The 17,605-nt window shown below is 71.6% G+C and carries 16 protein-coding genes; 13 read left to right on the top strand and 3 right to left on the bottom strand.

Annotation, left to right across the window (positions count from 1 at the left end):
- Positions 1–25 precede the first annotated feature (25 nt).
- From BLV01_RS13285 to BLV01_RS13260, 6 genes are all read left to right on the top strand, one after another.
- Positions 26–1,381 carry a FliI/YscN family ATPase gene (locus BLV01_RS13285; protein WP_091800201.1) on the top strand — a complete coding sequence of 452 codons (1,356 nt, stop codon included), beginning with the start codon at positions 26–28 and terminating at the stop codon, positions 1,379–1,381.
- Entirely contained in the window at positions 1,378–1,884 is a 507-nt protein-coding gene (locus BLV01_RS13280; protein WP_091800180.1) for a hypothetical protein, read from the top strand. Before BLV01_RS13285 ends, BLV01_RS13280 begins: the two co-directional genes overlap by 4 nt.
- Positions 1,885–1,891: 7 nt before the next feature.
- Positions 1,892–2,680 (top strand): hypothetical protein, encoded by a 789-nt coding sequence (locus BLV01_RS13275; protein WP_091800177.1) that lies wholly within the window; start codon positions 1,892–1,894, stop codon positions 2,678–2,680.
- A gap of 91 nt (positions 2,681–2,771) precedes the next feature.
- A complete protein-coding gene (locus tag BLV01_RS13270; RefSeq protein ID WP_091800174.1) occupies positions 2,772–3,236 on the top strand; it encodes a hypothetical protein in 465 nt (154 codons plus the stop codon).
- A 203-nt stretch (positions 3,237–3,439) separates the two neighbouring features.
- The gene (locus BLV01_RS13265; protein WP_057949554.1) at positions 3,440–3,796 is read left to right on the top strand and encodes a hypothetical protein; all 357 of its coding nucleotides are present in this window, start codon (positions 3,440–3,442) and stop codon (positions 3,794–3,796) included.
- 323 nt (positions 3,797–4,119) lie between these two features.
- Positions 4,120–4,872: a DUF6683 family protein gene (locus BLV01_RS13260; RefSeq protein WP_139178678.1), complete on the top strand. Its 753-nt coding sequence runs from the start codon at positions 4,120–4,122 to the stop codon at positions 4,870–4,872.
- 63 nt (positions 4,873–4,935) lie between these two features.
- Here BLV01_RS13260 and BLV01_RS13255 read toward each other — a convergent pair whose 3' ends face one another.
- The gene (locus BLV01_RS13255; RefSeq protein WP_091800168.1) at positions 4,936–6,210 is read right to left on the bottom strand and encodes a hypothetical protein; all 1,275 of its coding nucleotides are present in this window, start codon (positions 6,208–6,210) and stop codon (positions 4,936–4,938) included.
- A 456-nt stretch (positions 6,211–6,666) separates the two neighbouring features.
- On the opposite strand from BLV01_RS13255, the gene BLV01_RS13250 reads away from it, so the two are divergent.
- Complete coding sequence (locus tag BLV01_RS13250; protein ID WP_091800165.1) at positions 6,667–7,776, top strand: acyltransferase family protein; 1,110 nt, start codon at positions 6,667–6,669, stop codon at positions 7,774–7,776.
- Between the two features lie 577 nt (positions 7,777–8,353).
- On the opposite strand, the gene BLV01_RS13245 is transcribed toward BLV01_RS13250, so the two are convergent.
- Entirely contained in the window at positions 8,354–9,625 is a 1,272-nt protein-coding gene (locus BLV01_RS13245; protein ID WP_091800161.1) for an MFS transporter, read from the bottom strand.
- 446 nt (positions 9,626–10,071) lie between these two features.
- Between BLV01_RS13245 and BLV01_RS13240 the strand changes: the two genes are divergently transcribed.
- Positions 10,072–10,296: a hypothetical protein gene (locus tag BLV01_RS13240; protein ID WP_057949550.1), complete on the top strand. Its 225-nt coding sequence runs from the start codon at positions 10,072–10,074 to the stop codon at positions 10,294–10,296.
- A gap of 79 nt (positions 10,297–10,375) precedes the next feature.
- On the opposite strand, the gene BLV01_RS13235 is transcribed toward BLV01_RS13240, so the two are convergent.
- The gene (locus BLV01_RS13235; RefSeq protein ID WP_091800158.1) at positions 10,376–11,503 is read right to left on the bottom strand and encodes a glycosyltransferase family 4 protein; all 1,128 of its coding nucleotides are present in this window, start codon (positions 11,501–11,503) and stop codon (positions 10,376–10,378) included.
- Between the two features lie 344 nt (positions 11,504–11,847).
- Here BLV01_RS13235 and BLV01_RS13230 point away from each other — a divergent pair, with 344 nt between their 5' ends.
- From BLV01_RS13230 to BLV01_RS13210, 5 genes are all read left to right on the top strand, one after another.
- Entirely contained in the window at positions 11,848–12,204 is a 357-nt protein-coding gene (locus tag BLV01_RS13230) for an ArsR/SmtB family transcription factor (protein ID WP_091800153.1), read from the top strand.
- A gap of 467 nt (positions 12,205–12,671) precedes the next feature.
- Positions 12,672–12,977: a hypothetical protein gene (locus BLV01_RS25470; RefSeq protein ID WP_139178677.1), complete on the top strand. Its 306-nt coding sequence runs from the start codon at positions 12,672–12,674 to the stop codon at positions 12,975–12,977.
- A 271-nt stretch (positions 12,978–13,248) separates the two neighbouring features.
- Entirely contained in the window at positions 13,249–16,041 is a 2,793-nt protein-coding gene (locus BLV01_RS13220) for a TonB-dependent receptor (RefSeq protein WP_091800147.1), read from the top strand.
- 376 nt (positions 16,042–16,417) lie between these two features.
- Positions 16,418–16,843, top strand: a complete 426-nt coding sequence (locus BLV01_RS13215) for a YciI family protein (RefSeq protein WP_091800144.1) — start codon at positions 16,418–16,420, stop codon at positions 16,841–16,843.
- 257 nt (positions 16,844–17,100) lie between these two features.
- A complete protein-coding gene (locus BLV01_RS13210; RefSeq protein WP_091800141.1) occupies positions 17,101–17,547 on the top strand; it encodes a VOC family protein in 447 nt (148 codons plus the stop codon).
- The last annotated feature ends 58 nt before the right edge of the window (positions 17,548–17,605 follow it).

The following is a 17,605-nucleotide window of genomic DNA, read 5'->3' as shown; positions in this document are numbered from 1 at the left end:
GCGCCGCGACGCGCGGGGGCGCGCGATGAACGGCAGCCTGCCGCGCACCGTGCTGCAGCCGGCGCCCGCGCCGGTGCAGATCGATCCGTTGATCGCCGCGCTCGCGCGCGTGCCCAGCGTGGTGCGCGTGGGCAAGGTCGCCGAGGCCTACGGCACGATGATCCGCGCCACCGGCCTGAAGGCGATGATCGGCGAGCTGTGCGAACTGCGCAGCCCGCGCGACCGCAATTTCCGCCTCGCCGCCGAAGTGGTCGGGGTGTCGCGCCAGTACACCCTGCTGACGCCGCTGGGCGCGCTCGACGGCGTCGCCCACGACACCGAAGTGATCGCCACCGGCCGGCAGGCGTCGGTGCGCTGCGGCGAGGGCCTGCTCGGCCGCATCCTCGACGCCAACGGCGACGCCATCGACGGCCGCGGCGGCTTCGGCCCGACCGTGCAGATGCCGATCTACGCCGCCTCGCCCAATCCGCTGGCGCGGCAACTGATCGACCGTCCCTTCGCCACCGGCGTGCGCGCGCTCGACACCGTCATCACCGCCGGCGTCGGCCAGCGCCTGGGCATCTTCGCCGTCGCCGGCGGCGGCAAGAGCACCCTGCTGGGCATGCTCGCGCGCGGCGGCGACGCCGACGTCAACGTGATCGCCCTGGTCGGCGAGCGCGGCCGCGAGGTCAACGAGTTCATCCACGACAATCTCGGCGAGGAAGGGCTCAAGAAATCGATCATCGTCGTCGCCACCTCCGACCGCCCGGCGCTGGAACGCAGCCGCGCGGCCTGGGTCGCCACCGCCATCGCCGAGTATTTCCGCGACCGCGGCAAGCGGGTGATGCTGCTGGTGGATTCGGTCACCCGCTTCGCCCGCGCCCTGCGCGACGTCGGCCTCGCCATCGGCGAACCGCCGGCGCGGCGCGGCTTCCCGCCGTCGGTGTTCAGCCAGATGCCGCGCCTGTTCGAGCGCGCCGGCAACAACGACAAGGGCTCAATCACCGCGTTCTACACCGTGCTGATGGAAGGCGAGGACGGCGACGACCCGGTCGCCGAGGAAGTGCGTTCGATCCTCGACGGCCACATCGTGCTTTCGCGCAAGCTCGCCGCGGCCTACCACTACCCGGCCATCGACGTGCTGGTGAGCCTGAGCCGGACCATGCCGCGGGTCACCGACGAGGCCCACCAGCGCGCCGCCGGCCAACTGCGCAAGTACCTGGCCAAGCACCAGGACATCGAGCTGCTGCTGCAGCTGGGCGAATACAAGCGCGGCACCGATGCCGATGCCGACATCGCGATCGAGAAGATCGAGCCGATCCGCAAGCTGCTCAAGCAATCGTCCAACGACCTGGCCGACTACAAGCAATCCATCGACGCGCTGCGCAGGTTGTTCGGATGAACAAGCAACGCTTCCCCCTGGCCACGTTGCTGCAACTGCGCGAACACCGCGTGGAGACCGCGCGCGCGCTGGTGATGGAGCGCCAGGCGCAGGTGCAGGCGCGGCGCGAGGCCTGCACCGCGATCGAAGGCGAGATCGTCGCGCTGAACCAGGAGCGCGCCGGCCAGCGCCTGCGCCTGCTCGATCCGCCGCCGGCGGGCGTGCCCTGGGCGATGGCGATGGCCCAGCGCGAGTCGCACATCGACCATCTGGCCGAACTGGCCGACGCCGCGCGCCAGCGCCTGGCCGACGCCCAGGGCAAGCTGCGCGAGGCCGAGGCCGCGCTGGACGAGGCGCGCAAGGCCTTCTTCCGCGCCAAGTCGCGGCTGGAGGCGCTGGAAAAACGCCGCGACGTGTGGCGCAAGGAACAAGGCGCGATCGCCCAGCGCCGCGAGGAAGCGCAGTCGGCCGACCTGCTGTTGGCCGCGCACCAGCGCTCCACCCACCACAACTCTCCCTTCTGAGGTCGCCATGAGCACGATCCGCAACAGCTCCGCGAACGAAGACGCCAAGCGCGCCCAACAGCTCGCCCAGGAAGCGCAGTTGTCCGACCGCCAGCGCGCCGCGCGCCAGTCCGCGCCGGCCGAATCGGTCGACCAGTTCCGCGAACTCATGCAGCAGCGCCAGGCGGTGGGCCAGAAGGGCGAACAGACCCTCGGCGCCCAGCCCGAGGACGGCCAGTACGCCGCCGGCGATGCCGCCGCGCAGGCGCTGCGCGGGCGCCAGCAGAACGCGCTGGAGCGCGGCCGCAACCAGTACGCGCAGGACCAGGGCGCGCAGAACCAGGCCGCCCAGGGCCAGGCGCGGCAGCACGGGGTCGAGCAGAAGTCGCGCGACGAGCAGCGCTATTCGGTCGGCTTCGACCGCGGCGGCGGCGACGGGCAGTCCTCCGAGCAGTCCGGCCTGTGGCTGGCGCAGCAGGCCATGCGCGCCGACCAGGCCGCGCCGATGCAGGCGCCGGCGCCGACTTCCAATGCCGCCGCCTTCGCCGAGCTTGTGGAGCGCCACGTGCGCCAGCTCGCGGTCAGCGGCGACGGCACCGACGGCGGCGACGGCCAGGTGCTGCTGCGCCTGTCCGACCAGACCCTGCCGGGCACCGACCTGCTGCTGAGCAAGACCGCCGAGGGCTGGCAACTGCGCGCCGATTCGCGCTCGCGTTCCAGCTACGACGCGATCCGCGAGGCCGGGCCCGAGCTGATGCGCCGCTTCGCCGAGCGCAACCTCGGCCCGCTCAGCATCGATCCGCACTTCCACGACTGAGCGCGGCCCGCCGGCCTCGCCGTTCGGCGAACCGCCAGGCCGCCGCCGCGCCCAGCCCTTTATGGACAAACCTGCAGGAGCGCATCGCCCCATGTCATCCCAAGCCAACACCGCCGCCGACGGCCGCCAGTTCATCGACCAGCTGGAGGCCTCGTTGCGAGAGCAGCCGAACCTGGACGCCGCCGACCGCGACTTCCTGATCCAGCACTTCCGCGACGCGTTCGACAACGCAGAGGCCGGCGGCCGCGGGTTCGACCGCCAGGCCTGGGCCGACAGCGTGGCCGAGCTGGGCCTGGGCCAGGCCGAACAGGAGGCGCTGCTGGGCAAGTTCGACCAGGCCTTCGGCGGCCAGGACAGCGAGGCCCGCGACCTGGGCGAGGAGTTCGTGCGCCGGCTGGCGCGCGACGGCGAAGCCGCGGCGCATGCCTGGCTGCACGAGCAGATCGGCCAGATCAAGCGCAGCCGCGGCGCCAGCGCCGCGGTGCAGGTGGTGCAGGGCCTGCCGCCGCAGATCGGCAAGGTCGCCGCGGCGCGCAAGCCCGGCCCCTGGGGCTGACCCTGGGGTCAACCCTAGCTAGGGCACGCCCCGACTTACGGCGCGCCGGCGGGCATGGAGAATGCGGACGTAAGCCGTAACCGCACCGCCGGACGGACGCTCGCCCCCCGGCGGGCCGGCGCCGGAACCCGATCGACACCATCCGAACCGAACTGATCCGATCCGCCTTCCGGCGGACCAACGAACCCACAGGGAGCAACGAAATGTCCACCTCCGATCTCGGCATTTCCATGACCAACGAGCGCATCGCCTCGGGCGAAGCTCGCAGCACCAGCGGCGTCAAGGCCGCCAAGGGCGGTTCCTGGTTCGAGGTGCTGGCCGCCGCGCTCGGCGACATCCTCGGCGACCGCGTCAACGCGATGATGGACGCCAAGAACCGCATGGTCGAGAACTACAAGGAAACCCTCGACCCGAAGAGCGGCGAGCAGCAGTCCAAGGAATACATGCGCGCGATGACCGACTTCCAGACCCAGAGCCAGATCTTCGGTATCGAGAGCAACGCCATCAAGAGCGCGCTCGATTCCATCGGCAACGGCCTGAAGGAAATCAGCAAGCGCTGAACGGCCCGCGCGCGACGCTCGCGCGCAAGCCCGGAAGTGTGCGCTGGGCGGCTTGCGCCGCCCCCGAAGAACGCCAAGCTTGCCGCTTGGCGTTCTTCGTTTTTGCGCCCGCGGCGACGCGCTGCGACGCGGCGGGCCCGAGGAGGTGTGCGATGCGCGATCGAGCGAACGCGGACCGGGCCGGATCGGCGCCGGTGCGGATGGAGCGGGCCTGCAGCGCGCGGATCGGCCGCTGGGCGCGAGGCGTGTGGACCCAGGGCTTGGTACGTCGAATTTCGCCGATGCGATCGGCCCCGGTTCGCCGTCGCGGCGCGCGCGCGATCGTGCTCGCCGTCGCCGCGGTCTGCGCCGCCCTGGCCCTGCCGGCGCAGGCCCAGTTCGACGCCGCCGGACAGGCGGTGCTGATGCACCAGCATCAAGTCCACACCGGCAATGTGTTGTCGGCCGAACAAGGCGCGCTCAACGCCGGCCGCGCGCAGGCCGCGCCGGGCAAGGTCGCGGCCAGCAGCGTGTGGTCGCAATCGCTGGGCGCGCTCGCGCGCGGCGCCACGGCCGCCGCCGCCGCGCCGGACTCGGCGCTGCGCTTCCGCCGCGATCCGGCGCTGAGCGCGCGGGTGCAGGGCGAACAGGCCGGCGTCGCGCTGAAAGGCCTGTCGATGACGCCGGCGCAGATGCGCGAGCGCTTCGATGCGCTGTTGCTGCGCTACGGCTACGCGCGCGACGACCTCGGCGACGTCGCCGCCGCGTATCTGGCGATGGCCTGGGAAGTCGCCAACGACCGCAACGCCAAGGACGTGCCCGGCGGCGAAGCCGGCTTGCGCAAGCAACTGCGCCGCGCCTTGCTCGCCAGCCCCGGGCTGCGCACGCTCAGCGACGCGCAGAAACAGGAACTGGCCGAACGCCTGGCGTATGCGGCGATGCGCCACGGGGTGACGTACGAGGTCTACCGGCAGACCGGCGCGCGCAACGACCTGGTGTCGCTGGGCGAGCGCGTGCGCCGCGAGGTCGAGCGCCAGGGGCTGGACCTGCGCCGCTATGAGTTGGTCGGCGGCCAGGGCCTGAGCGCGCGGCGCTGAGGCCGCGCTGCGCATGGGCGCCGCGTCGCTGGTGCGGCGCGGCTTGCGCCCGCGCCGCCGGGTTCAGCGGCGTTTGTTGATCCGCCGCCCCAGCCACCACGCGCCGGCGGCGACCGCGACGCCCAGCGCCAGGGCCGCGCCGCTGCCGCCGGTCTGGATCCGCTGGCTGTCGAAGCTGCCGCCGGGCAGCAGCAGGACCACCGCCATCGCCAGGCAGACGTAGGCGACCACGGTCAGCACCCAGAACAGCCATTGCAGCGCGCGCACCGCTTCGACTTCGGGGCTGTCGTCGTGGCTGGGGCGGTGGGTGCCGCCGCGGCCGAAACGCCACAGCCAGTGGGTCAGGGTGGCGCCGGCGACACGGCCGCGGCCCGGCGCGCGCCGGGCCGCGGTGTCGCCGGTGTAGACCGGCGAATTCAGGCCGTCGCCGCGCTGTTGCACGGCGCGCTCGTTGAACGCGGCCGGTAGGTTGCGCGGGTCGTTGTTGGCGGTGTTGGCGCTGACCGCCGGCAAGGCCGCTGCGGTTTCCGTCGGCGGCGGCGCGGCGGCCGCGGCGGTGTTGCCGGCCGCCGCGTGGGCGCCGGCGGGCAGGCGCGCGAGCAAGGCTTGCTGGGCGATCAGCGCGTCCTGCGACAGCGCTGCCGCGGCCGGCGAGCCGGCGATGGCGTTGGGGGCGACGGTGACCGCGGCCAGGGTCGAGGCCGGCGCGGCGCCGAGCGAGGCGCTGGTGGCGGCGCCGTGGGCGGCCGCGCCCGCGGCTGCGCCGCCGGCGCTGCTGCCGCCGGGCAGCGCGCCGCCGACCGAGGCCGGCAGCGACTGGCCCTGCGCGCCGGCGCTGGCGGCCGAACCGGCCGCGGCCGGCACCGCGCCGCGATCGAGCAGCGCGTACTGGGCGGCGTTGAACGCGCGCTCGGACAGGGTCGGCGCCGGGTACTGGGTCGCCGCTGCGCCGTTGCCGAAGCCGTTGTTGTAGGCGCTCGGCGAGGCGCCCTGCAGCATGCGGCTGAGCGGGTTGTCGGGATTGATCGGCGGCGCGTTGCTGCCCGGTGCCGGCGCGGTGCCGACCGGCGTGTTGCCCAGGCCGCCGCCGGGCAGCCCCGGCGTGCCGGGCGTACCCGGCACGCCCCCGGGCCCGTGGCCGTTGGAGCCGGGCAGGTTGGTGGACGGCAGGCGCGGCGATTGCGGGTCGTTGTCGCCTTCCCCGGGCGCCGTCGGCATGCCGGGGATGCCGGGGCCGTTCCCGCCCAGCAACGGCAGGCCGCCGGGCAGTCCGGAGGCGCCGCCGCCCAGGCCCGACAGCAGGTTGCCCAGGGGATTGCTCGGGAAGTCGATGGACATGGCCGCACCCGCACGCGCGATCGCCCGTTGCCGCTGGGACGTTGTCGCGACGTTACCGCCGCAGCGCGGGGGCGGCATCCTCGGGACGGCCCTAGGTCGGCGTGGCCGATCTTGCGTCGCGGCCGCGGCGCGGAGCGCTGCGCCGGTTGCGCGGATCGCGCGAACGTCTGGCGCGAACGTCGCATCGACGCATCGACGCATCGACGAAAAAATCGCGACGCAACCGCGCTCCCACAAAAGATTCTTGCATGCGCCGAAAGCCTTGTTTGCAGCGCGCCCGATGCGCGCGCGTTCGACTGCGCAAACGTGGCAACGCAGCCGCGTTGCGCGCGCATTTCGTCTTGTTGCGCGCCGTGCCCGCGCGCACACTGTGTCCGCGTTCGCTGTCCACGATGCAATGTCGCCAGGCGAACGCGGCACCGACTTCCGCAACGCTCCCACACACCAGGAACCAAGATGAGCCGACTGCCCGGCCTCGATCTGCTGCGCGCGATCGCGATCGTTTGGGTGATGTTCTTCCACGCCGCCGGCCAGGGCCTGGGCTCGCCGTGGATGCCGATGTCGCAAGTGGGCTGGATGGGCGTGGACCTGTTCTTCGCCCTCAGCGGCTACCTGATCGGCTGGCAGGTGCTGCGTCCGCTGAGCGAAGGGCGCCGGCTGGATTTCCGCGATTTCTACCTGCGCCGCGCGTTGCGCGTGCTGCCGGCGTTCTGGGTCGTGCTGGCGCTGTACCTGCTGTGGCCGGCGTTTCGCGAGAGGCCGGGGCTGGAATCGGGCTGGCAGTTCTTCACCTTCACCTTGAACCTGCTGATCGACTACGAACGCAACAAGGCGTTCTCGCACGCTTGGTCGCTGTGCGTGGAAGAGCACTTCTACCTGCTGTTCCCGCTGCTGGCGATCGCGCTGACGCGGCGGCCGGCGCTGTGGAAAGGCATCGCGGCGGTGCTCGCGCTGGCGCTGGCCGGCATCGCGTTGCGCGCCTGGGTGTGGAACGGGCTGGACGACAACGCCAACCATTGGGTCGAACGCATCTACTACCCGACCTGGATGCGCCTGGACGGGCTGTTGTTCGGCGTGGCGCTGGCGGCGCTGCGCGCGTACCGGCCGCGCGCGTGGGCGGCGATGATGCGGCGCTCGGGCTGGCTCGCGCTGGCCGGCGTGGCGGTGCTGGCGGCGGCGATCTGGATCTCGCGCGAGCGCCTGGGGTTCGACGCCTCGGTGTTCGGCTTCCCGCTCATCTCGCTGGCGATGGCGCTGCTGGTCGCCGCCGGCGCGTGCGAACAACGCTGGACCGGGCGCCTGCGCGTGCCCGGCGCGCGTTGGCTGGCGGCGGCGTCCTTCAGCCTGTATCTGGTGCACAAAGGCATGTTCGCGCTGATGGCCGGGACATTCGGCGAAGCGCTGCAAACGCGGCCGCTGCTGGCGCTGGGCGCGTATGCCGGCGCCGCGCTGGCCGGCGGCGCGTTGCTGCACTACGCGGTGGAGCGGCCGTTCCTGCGCCTGCGCGACGGCCTGATCCGCCGCCGCGCGCCGGCGCCAGCGGCGAGCGAAGCGGCCGCGGCCTGACCCTGCGGAAGCATCGCCGACACAGGAACTTCAACCGATCCTGATCCGAGCTGGCTCAGACATTCGCCGGATTTTTGCCAACTCGAATCGCCGCGAGTCCGGCCCAAGCCGGAATCTTTTTGCCGTTGCCGTTGCCGTTGCCGTTGCTGTTTGCTCGGACGCAACCCCACGCAAAGCACACGACCCGAAGCCCCGGAGGGCGCGCGCATGGATGCGCGCGCGCGCCATGGGACAGGATGTCCCTTATGGCGCGGCCCCGCGCCGCTGTGAGCCATAGTGGCTCTTGATCCGAAACAGCAATGCCTTTTCTTTGGTTACTTTCTTTGTGGCTTAAGACAAAGAAAGTGACCGGCCGCTTGCGGACGGAAGCTTTGGATCTTCGCTTGTCGTCACGCGTACGCACACGCAAAGGCCGACCCCACCGCGGCACGCCCTCTGTAGGAGCGGCGCAAGCCGCGACCGCGCCATCGCAGTAACGGTGAAGTTTTCGTCGTAGTTGTATTGGCGCGGTCGCGGCTCGCGCCGCTCCTACAGTCGGATACGCGACTGCACACAGGAGCATCCCGCTCCCAAACCCTCAACCGCGCCCACCCTCCGCCGCGAACGAACCGCGCAGCGCCACCGCCGCCGCCACCGCACCGAGCGCCGCCAGCCCCACCGGCCAGGCCGCCGCCGGCCAGCCGGCCGCCTGGACCACGCTGCCGAACAACGACGGGCCGATCACCTGGCCCAGGTAGCTGCCCTGCATCAACAGGCCGACCGCGATCGCGATCCGGCCCGGATCGCGTTCCAGCTCGGCCGCGCCGCCGATCGTGGAGGCCGGCAACAACCCGCCGGCCAGCGCGAACAGCACGCACAGGCCGTAGGCGACGGTCGCCGGCAGCGCCAACGCGAACACCGCCGCGGCGGCCGCGCCCATCGTCGCGCTGGCGATCGCGATCAGGCGCCAGCGCCGCGCGCCGCGGCGCAGCAGCGCGCCGGCGGCGAGGTTGCCGAGCACGTTGGCGCCGATCGCCGCGCCGCTGAGCAAGCCGGCGCCGGCGGCGTCGACCTGCATGCGCTGCATCAGCAAGGTCGGCAGGAAGCTCAGCAGCGCATAGAACTGCAGCGCGTACAGCGCGAACGCCAGCGCCAGCAGCAACGGGCCGCGCGCGCCGGCCACCGCCCGCGCGTCGGCGACGATCGCCCGCCACGGCCGCGCGGCCGCGGCGCGCGCGGCCTGCGCCGACGGCGCGCGCACCGCCCAATGCAAGGCCAGCGCCGCCGCCGCGCACAGCAGCGCGTTGAGTTCCCAGTAGCCGCGCCAGCCGTCCAGGGCGGCGCCGGTGGCCAGCGCCAGGGCCATGCCGGCGGGCATGTAGCAACTCCAGATCGCGAACACCACCGCGCGGTCGCGCGCCTGCGACAGCCGCTGCAGCACGCTCGCGCCGGCCACCGCGAACAGCAGGAAGCCGGCGCCCTCGAGTACGCGGGTGGCCATCAACGCCGCCAGGCTGTGGGCCTGGCTGCCGAGCGCGCTGCCCAGCGCCATCGCCGCCAACCCGGCGACCTGCAGGCGACGGTCGCCCAGCCGCGCCACCAGCGCCCCGGCCGGCACGCTGGCGAACAGGCCGAGCAGGCCGAACACCGCCATCAGCCAACCGCCGGCGCGCAGGTCCAGGCCGAGGTCGGCGCGCAGCGCGGGCAGGGCGATGGCGGTCTTGCCGACCTGCAGTGCGGCGATCAGCCCCGCGCCGAACACCGCGGCGACCGCGCGCCAATCGGTCGCCGCGGCCTGGACGTGCGCCGGGCCGCCGGACGCGGCGCCGCCGGGGCGCTCGGGAGAAAGCAGCAGGGACGTCGATTTCATGCGCGCGGACCGGGTCGTAAATGTGGCCGCCAGGGTGGGACCTCAAGCTTGCTTCAGGTCAATGCGGCGTGGGTGGAACGGTGCGGTGCGGGAAACCGCGGCGGGCGCGGCCATGCCTGTGGCCTGTGCGTGCGCGTGTCGCCCACCTTCCGCTCGGCGGCATCCCCAGCCCAGCGCCACATTTGCTGCACCTGCAATGTGACGAATTCCACCTTTCCAGTATATTTTTGGTGAACGAAGGTGGGGCCGGGGGTCCGCACTGCGTTCGTACATAAGAGTGTCGGGAGGTCGACGGCCTGCGATGGGGATCGCAGCCGCACGGCGTCCCTCCGATCCGTCCCGCATCCCCCGGCGGCGGCGGAATGTCCACCACCACCGCGGCGGCTTCGGCCGCGCGTGCATCACCAAGGGCGGGCCGGTCCCGCCGTTGCCAGGGGAGCCAATCGATGCATCGAACCCGCGCCGAACTCGACGGCGACCTGTGCCAGCTCACCGCGGCGTTGCCGCTGTGGCGGCGCCATTGGAGCGACGATGCGGTGTTCTGGCCGCGCGTGGACAGCCTGATCGAACGCCTGCTGACGGTGACCCCGCGCGACGACCGCTGCCGCGTGGTTTCGCACATCAACCGCATCATCGCCGCGCAGGGGCTGGAGCACGCGCCCTACGAGTGAAGCGCGCGTCGCGGGCGCACGGACAGGCGCGCAGGCCGCGCGCGCGTCGCGGCCCTTATGCCGGCCGCATCGGCCACACTCACTTGTCGTTGCGCTTGAGCAGTTCCTCGAGCAGCGCGGCCACGCGCGCGGCGTAGGCGTTGGGCGCGAAGCGCTGGGCGAACGCACGGCGTTGCTCGGCGTTGCCGACCACCGATTCGCGGCTGAGCCGGATCATCAGCTGGGCCAGTTGCGGGCGGTCGTGCGGGTCGAAGCGCGGCATGTCGACCGGCGCCACTTCCTCCAGCGCGCCGCCCTCGGCCACCGCCACCGGCGTGCCGGCCGCCAGCGCCTCCAGCACCGGCAGGCCGAAGCCCTCGGCGTAGGAGGGTTGCCACAGCCGTTCGGCGTCGTAGTACAGCCGCGCCAGTTCGTCGTCGGCGACCTGTTCGAACCAGTGCACGCCGTTGAGCCGTTGCAGCTCCGCCGGCACGTCGGCGGGCGAGCCGACCACGACCAGGTCGGGGGTGTCGTAGTGCTGGCGGCGCGCGTCCAGCCAGGCGCGCAGGAACAGGTCGGCGTTGCGGCGCGGCTCGCGCGTGCCGACCAGCAGCCAGTAGCGCGGCGGCAACGGCTGGCCCAGGCGGCTGCGCTCGGCCGGCGCCGGCATCGGCGCCAGCGCATCGGGCAGCACGTAGAGCTTGTGCGCATGCGCCGGATACAACCGGCCGCACTCGGCGGTGGTATAGCGCGACGGCGTCCAGATCGCGTCGGCGCCGGCGATGGAATGGCCGATCGCGGCCTCGTCGAGCATGCGCCTGGCCAGCGCGCGCAGCGGCGAGGACTTCGGCCGGCGCAGGGTCAGCTTGAACAGGTCGTGCAGCAGCAGCACCTGGCGCACCGATGCCGGCTTGCGCCACACCGGCAGGCCGCCCTCGGCCGCGGCGATGTAGACGTCGACCTGTTCGGCGCGCAGCGCCGCGGGCAGGAAGCCGGCCTCGAAACGCCAGCGCCGGCGCAGGCCCGCGCCGGCGCCCGCCGGCGCGGCCGCGGGCAGGTCGGCGGCGACCGCGATGGCGCGGTGGGGATGATCGAGCGGGGCCTGGGTGAACAGCACCGTCTCGGTGCCGGGCCGGCGCCGCAGCGCGCGTTCCAGCGCCAGCACCTGGCGGGCCGGACCGCTGTCCGGCGCCAGGGTCGCGGCGCGGTAGTCCAGGCCTATGCGCATGCGCCGGCCTCCAGGCCCACGCCGGCGCCGACACGCGGGGGCCGCGCGGCTGCTGGGATCGCGTTGGAGTGGAAAGGCTTCATGGGCGACGCAGGTCCTGGCAGGAAACGACTAACGGGACGTGCGGCCGACTCAGCGCCTCTCCATTAGTGCGAACATCGTCACAATTATTATGTGATGAAGTGAGTTTCCGTGAGTCAGCTGGGCCGCGGTCATTCATGAATTAACTGAACGATTCAGAGGCGGCCGGCAGGTCGCCGGCTGACGGCGCCATCACGGCCGGCTTGACACCCTGCGCGCGCCAGGCATCCACTAACGGCGTTATTTAACCTTCTGGTTCAGTTATGCCTGCCGACTCGCTCAGCACCACCTTCGCCGCCCTCGCCGACCCGACCCGGCGCGCGATCCTGGCCCGCCTCGCCAGCGGCGAGGCCGGCGTGACCGAACTGGCCGAGCCGTTCGAGATGAGCCTGCCGGCGATCTCCAAACACATCAAAGTGCTCGAACGCGCGGGTTTGGTCGCGCGCGGGCGCAGCGCGCAGTGGCGCCCGTGCCGGCTGGAGACCGCGCGCCTGCGCGAGGTGTCCGGCTGGCTCGACGAATACCGCCAGTTGTGGGACGAGCGCCTGCAGCGGCTGGACGATTACCTGACCCAACTGCAGGCCGCGCCCGGGGCGAGCCATGACGATCCGCCGGCCTGAACCTGCCGCGGCCGCGCGCCTGCGCGCCAGGGCGGAGCGCGCGCATGGCTGACGCCGGCCGGCCCGCGCGCAGGCGGCCCGCGGCGGCGAGCGGCATCGCCGCGCTGCCCGCGCGCGCGCCGTGCTGCGGCCTGCCGAGTCCGTTGGCCAGTGCGATCAAGACCACGGTGGCTTTGTCGGCGGCGGCGTCCGCCGTCGCGGCGCCTGCCGCGTCGCCGGCGAGCCGCAAGCGATCGCGCAGCGTCGCCTGATCGCGCGCTGCGCGAGGCTATCCGCGATGGCTGCGCTGGTTCGGGTTCGCGGCGACCTGGCACAAGAGCGTCGGGGCTGAAGCCCCTCCCACAACAGCCGCCGCTTCTATCTCGCATCCGGCGTGCTTGCGAACGCAGGCTGCGCAAACCGCCACATCGTCGGTGCGTGTCGGCACGAAGCGCGCTGTTGTGGGAGGGCCTTCAGGCCCGACGCTCTTGTCCCGGCCCGCCGCGATCGCAGCGAAGCATCGCGGCCCGAAGCTCGAACTCTGGGCACCGGCGACGAAACCGCGCCATTTTGCCGATTCGGTAACCGCCGATGACGCACCCGCACAAACCTGCGCACGCGCGTTGCGCAAGAACGCGAACCGCCGCGTGCAGCGCGCTAGCAAACCTCGCAGCGTCGTCGTCACCGCGAAGGCCGCCGCACGCGTCGCCGGGCATCCGTTGGCCATACTCCGCAAAGTTTTGTCCGCGCTAAACGGAACTGCGTCGAAGTACCGCGCGCACGCCGCGTATTAACGTCGCTGCACGCGTCTCCCACGCGCCGAGGGAGTGCGCCGCGTCGCCACACACGCCTGAACGAATGCATCGACTCATCCGGGGACTCCACGCCGCGCGCCGCGCGGCGATCACTACCTCACGCGATCGCGCAAACGCGAGCCATCGTTCGCGATGTCCGCGCGCGGCCTTCGCGCTCGATGCGCACAACGGCGCTCGCTGAAGTTTTCGACGCTGCCGTCGTCCTTCGCAGCACATTCCCAGGCAATCCACTCACAGGAGCCAGCCGCCCATGCCGCACGCCACTTTCAGCCGCGCGCCCTTGAACAAGGCGATCCGCCGCGCGCTGTTCGCCGCCGCCGTCGCCAGCCTCGCGCCGGCCGCGGCGCAGGCGCAGGACGCCAACGCCGCGCAGACCACCACGCTCGACCGCATCGAGGTCACCGGCTCCAACATCAGCCGCGGCGACATGGAGACCGCATCGCCGGTGCAGTCGATCACCCGCCAGGAGATCGACCGCAGCGGCAAGGCGACCCTGGCCGAGTACCTGCAGACCCTGACCTCCGACGGCGCCGGCTCGGTGCCGCGCACCTACGGCACCGGCTTCGCCTCCGGCGGCAGCGGCGTATCGCTGCGCGGGCTCGGCGCGGGTTCCACGCTGGTGCTGCTCAACGGCCGGCGCATGGCGCCGTACGGCCTGGCCGACGACGGCCAGAAGGTGTTCACCGACCTCAGCGTGATCCCGATGGACGCGGTCGAGCGCGTGGAGATCCTCAAGGACGGCGCCTCGGCGATCTACGGTTCCGACGCCATCGCCGGCGTGGTCAACATCATCCTGCGCAAGGAATTCAAGGGCGTGTCGGTGCGCAGCAGCTACGGCGTGTCCGGCGAAGGCGACGGCCAGATGGCCAAGGCCTCGGCGACGTTCGGCTTCGGCAGCCTCAACGACGATCGCTACAACGTCTACTTCAACATCGAAGGCGGCCAGACCGACGAGATCCGCGTCGCCGACCGCCGCGACCGCAAGTGGATCGGTACCGGCGACGCGCGCCGCTGGGGCTACAGCCAGACCAAGCGCTTCATGAACGGCTTCATCCTCGGCGACGACGCGTCGCCGTCGCCGACCGGCAGCGTGCGCAATCCCGTCACCGGCCAGTTCCAGTCGCTGCCGGGCTGCGCGCAGTTCTCGCCGATCACGCCGCAGGACCCCAACGGCGGCTGCCTGTGGCAGTCGGGTCAGTTCAACAGCCTGGCGCCGGAAGAGAAGTACGTGAACCTGTTCGGCCGCGGCACCTTCGCGCTGTCGGACAACTTCGAGGCCTATGTCGAGGCCGGCTATTCGCGCAAGAAGAGCACCTTCCACAACACGCCCAACAGCGCGTCCGGCGCGTGGGGCTACCCGGGCGGCCCGGTCAACGCCGATTCCGGCGACGGCGCGGTGGTGCTGGGGCCGAACCATCCCGACAACCCGTTCCCGGGCCAGGCGGTGAACCTGCGCTATTCGGCGTTCGACGTCGGCCCGCGCATCATCCGCAGCGACAGCGAATTCAGCCGCATCCTGGCCGGGGTCAAGGGCACCGCCGGCGGTTGGGACCTGGATGCGGCCTACCTGCATTCGGAAAGCGAGCTGACCAACACCCGCGACGGCTACCTGCGCTACAGCGCGGTGCGCGACGCGCTCACCAACGGCACCGGCCCCGGCGGCTGGTGGCGGATCGGCCAGAACGCGAACCTCAATTCGCAGGCGCTGTACGACTACATCTCGCCGACCATCCACGCCGACGGCAAGACCACGCTGGACCTGTTCGACATCAAGGGCTCGCGCTCGCTGGCCGAACTCAAGGGCGGCTCGCTCGGCATCGCCTTCGGCGCGGAATGGCGCCGGCAGAAGGCCCAGCTCGATCCGCAGACCTACACCGACACCGGCGACATCATCGGCCTGGGCTACTCGGCCTATCGCGGCACCCAGGAAGTCGCCGCGGCCTACGCCGAGATGGTGGCGCCGGTGCTGGAGAGCCTGGAGCTGTCGGCCGCGGTGCGCTACGACAGCTACAAGGGCGGCGACAGCGCGACCACGCCGAAGGTCGGCATCAAGTGGAAGCCGCTGCAGCAACTGGCGCTGCGCGCGACCTACGCCGAAGGCTTCCGCGCGCCGAACCCGGCCGAATCCGGCAAGGGCGGCCTGGCCGGCTTCACCGCCGCGGCCGACCCGGTGCGCTGCCCCGGCGGCAACCCGGCGGCGGGCGCGAGCGTGCGCGATTGCGACATCCAGATCGCGGTGATCACCAGCCCCAATCCCGACCTCAAGGCCGAGGAATCCAAGAGCTACACCCTGGGCCTGGTGTTCGAGCCGACCAGCAACACCACCATCACCCTCGACGGTTGGGAGATCAAGCGCAGCAACGAGATCAACGTCGAGACGACCTCGGCCGCGGTGGCCGCCGGCCGCGTGGTGCGCAGCGACAACAACCTGCCGGGCGTGCCCAACTCCGGCACCCTGCTGGCCGCGCAGGCCGCCTACGTCAACTCGGCCTCGACCACGGTGCGCGGCATCGACCTGGACGTGCGCCAGGGCATCGAACTGGGCGGCTACGGCAAGCTCAACCTCGACCTGCAGTGGAGCCACATCAGCACCTACGAGCGCGAGGAAGAGGACGGCACCACGTTCGAGTACGCCGGCACCCACGGCAACTGCGACGTGACCAATTGCATCGGCACGCCGAAGGACAAGATCAACCTCGGCGCGACCTGGGAGATCGGCAACTTCTCGCTCAGCGGCGTGGCCAACTACATCGCCGACTTCAAGAACGTCACCGCCGAAGGCAACGCCTGCGCCAGCCGCTACGCCGACGGCACCCCGGCGCCGGGCAACGGCTGCCGGATCCCGTCGTTCACCACCTTCGACCTGTCCGGGCGCTGGCGCGCCAAGGACGGCGTGGAAGTGTTCGGCTCGGTGCAGAACGTGACCGACAAGATCGCGCCGCTGGATCCGCTGACCTACGGCGCGATCAACTACAACCCGATGCATTCCAGCGGCGCCATCGGCCGCTACTTCACCGTGGGGGTCAAATACGACTTCCAGTAACCCATCCGCCCGCTAGCGGGCGAACCCATCGGCCCACCCTCCAGTAGCCGTTCTCCAGCCGTTTCGGGCTGTTCCGGCCCGCTCCGCGTTCGCGGGGCGGGCCTTTTCTTGTCTTGGAGGCCGACTGCGGTGGCAGGGTCTTCAGGCTCCATGCTCTTGGGCAGGCTCGCCGGGTTCTGAGCGGAAGGCGTCGGGGCTGAAGCTCCTGCCCCATCAGTGCCGCCACGCCCGCGAACATCGGCGCCTCGATGGTTTCCAACTCAGGGGCTGGGCGAGGCCGCGCCGCCTCGCCGCACGCCCCGTGTCGATCCCCGCCGCCCCGGTTCGTCGTCCCGTCGAGGCCGGCGCTCCGCCGGCCGCGACGAGGACCACGACCATGAAATTCATGCTGATCGTCAAGGCAACGCCCGACAGCGAGGCCGGGGTCATGCCCGGCACCGAGCTGCTGGCCGCGATGGGCGCCTACAACGAAGAACTGGTGCGGGCCGGCGTGCTGCTGGCCGGCGAGGGCCTGCATCCGAGCGCGCGCGGCGCGCGGGTGTATTTCGATGGCCGCGCGCGGCGGGTCGCGGACGGGCCGTTCGATGCGCCCGGCGAGCTGGTCGCCGGCTTCTGGCTGATCCAGGCGCGCTCGCTGGAAGAAGCAGTGGAGTGGGTCAAGCGCGTGCCCAACCCGGACGGCGCGCAAGCGCAGATCGAGATCCGCCGGGTGTTCGACGCGGCCGACTTCGGCGCGGCGTTGACGCCGGAGTTGCAGGCGTCCGAGGAACGGCTGCGCGCGCAGGTCGCCGGCCGCCATTGATCCGCCGCAGGGCCTGCGGTGGGGCGCACACCGGCGCCGCCCCTGTGGGAGGGCCTTCAGGCCCGACGCTTTTCGGTCGGATCGCCACGATCCGAAACAAACGCATCGGGCCTGAAGGCCCTCCCACAAAGTTGCAGACCCGAAAAAAACGCCGGCCCTTGTCGATTCGCCCGGCGCAGGTTCGTCGTCTTGTCGAAAGCGCGACACGGACCCCGCCGCGAGCGCGCCTTCCCCATCCCTCCAGAGGAACCGCCACCATGCAACTCAACACCTACCTGTCCTTCGACGGCGACTGCCGCGAAGCGTTCGAGACCTACCAGCAGATCCTCGGCGGCAAGATCCACGCGCTGATGCCGTTCGGCGACAACCCGGGCTGCGAAGGGCTGGCCGCCGCCGAGCGCGAGAAGATCATGCACGGCTGCTACGAACTCGACGGCTTCATGCTGATGGGCACCGATGCGACCGAGCAGTACCCCTACCAGGGCGTCAAGGGCGCGCACGTCACCTTGAGCCTCAACGATCCCGACGACGCCGCGCGCATCTTCAAGGCGCTGGCGCAGGGCGGCAAGATCGAGATGCCGCTGCAGGAGACGTTCTGGGCGCTGGCCTACGGCATCCTCACCGATCGCTTCGGGGTGCCGTGGATGGTCAACTGCGTGCAGGCGATGGGCTGCGTGGACGGCGACGAGCGCGCGCAGCGGTGAGCGCAGGCGTGGCCGCCGACGCCGCGGCCGGCGAGTCTTGTCCGCCTCGCCCCGGCGG

Source organism: Lysobacter sp. yr284 (genome assembly GCF_900107375.1).
Taxonomy (GTDB): Bacteria; Pseudomonadota; Gammaproteobacteria; order Xanthomonadales; family Xanthomonadaceae; genus Lysobacter.
The sequence above is the reverse complement of the archived record's forward strand: the minus strand, read 5'-3'. Positions and strand labels throughout refer to the sequence as shown.

What these genes read in the sequence shown, in the direction of transcription:
- BLV01_RS13280 (WP_091800180.1), top strand. Translation starts at nt 1,378, where the DNA reads ATGAACAAGCAACGCTTCCCCCTGGCCACGTTGCTGCAACTGCGCGAA.
- BLV01_RS13210 (WP_091800141.1), top strand. Translation starts at nt 17,101, where the DNA reads ATGCAACTCAACACCTACCTGTCCTTCGACGGCGACTGCCGCGAAGCG.
- BLV01_RS13265 (WP_057949554.1), top strand. Translation starts at nt 3,440, where the DNA reads ATGTCCACCTCCGATCTCGGCATTTCCATGACCAACGAGCGCATCGCC.
- BLV01_RS13230 (WP_091800153.1), top strand. Translation starts at nt 11,848, where the DNA reads ATGCCTGCCGACTCGCTCAGCACCACCTTCGCCGCCCTCGCCGACCCG.
- BLV01_RS13235 (WP_091800158.1), bottom strand. Translation starts at nt 11,503, where the DNA reads ATGCGCATAGGCCTGGACTACCGCGCCGCGACCCTGGCGCCGGACAGC.
- BLV01_RS13285 (WP_091800201.1), top strand. Translation starts at nt 26, where the DNA reads ATGAACGGCAGCCTGCCGCGCACCGTGCTGCAGCCGGCGCCCGCGCCG.
- BLV01_RS13240 (WP_057949550.1), top strand. Translation starts at nt 10,072, where the DNA reads ATGCATCGAACCCGCGCCGAACTCGACGGCGACCTGTGCCAGCTCACC.
- BLV01_RS13250 (WP_091800165.1), top strand. Translation starts at nt 6,667, where the DNA reads ATGAGCCGACTGCCCGGCCTCGATCTGCTGCGCGCGATCGCGATCGTT.
- BLV01_RS13245 (WP_091800161.1), bottom strand. Translation starts at nt 9,625, where the DNA reads ATGAAATCGACGTCCCTGCTGCTTTCTCCCGAGCGCCCCGGCGGCGCC.
- BLV01_RS13270 (WP_091800174.1), top strand. Translation starts at nt 2,772, where the DNA reads ATGTCATCCCAAGCCAACACCGCCGCCGACGGCCGCCAGTTCATCGAC.
- BLV01_RS13275 (WP_091800177.1), top strand. Translation starts at nt 1,892, where the DNA reads ATGAGCACGATCCGCAACAGCTCCGCGAACGAAGACGCCAAGCGCGCC.
- BLV01_RS13220 (WP_091800147.1), top strand. Translation starts at nt 13,249, where the DNA reads ATGCCGCACGCCACTTTCAGCCGCGCGCCCTTGAACAAGGCGATCCGC.
- BLV01_RS13255 (WP_091800168.1), bottom strand. Translation starts at nt 6,210, where the DNA reads ATGTCCATCGACTTCCCGAGCAATCCCCTGGGCAACCTGCTGTCGGGC.
- BLV01_RS13215 (WP_091800144.1), top strand. Translation starts at nt 16,418, where the DNA reads ATGAAATTCATGCTGATCGTCAAGGCAACGCCCGACAGCGAGGCCGGG.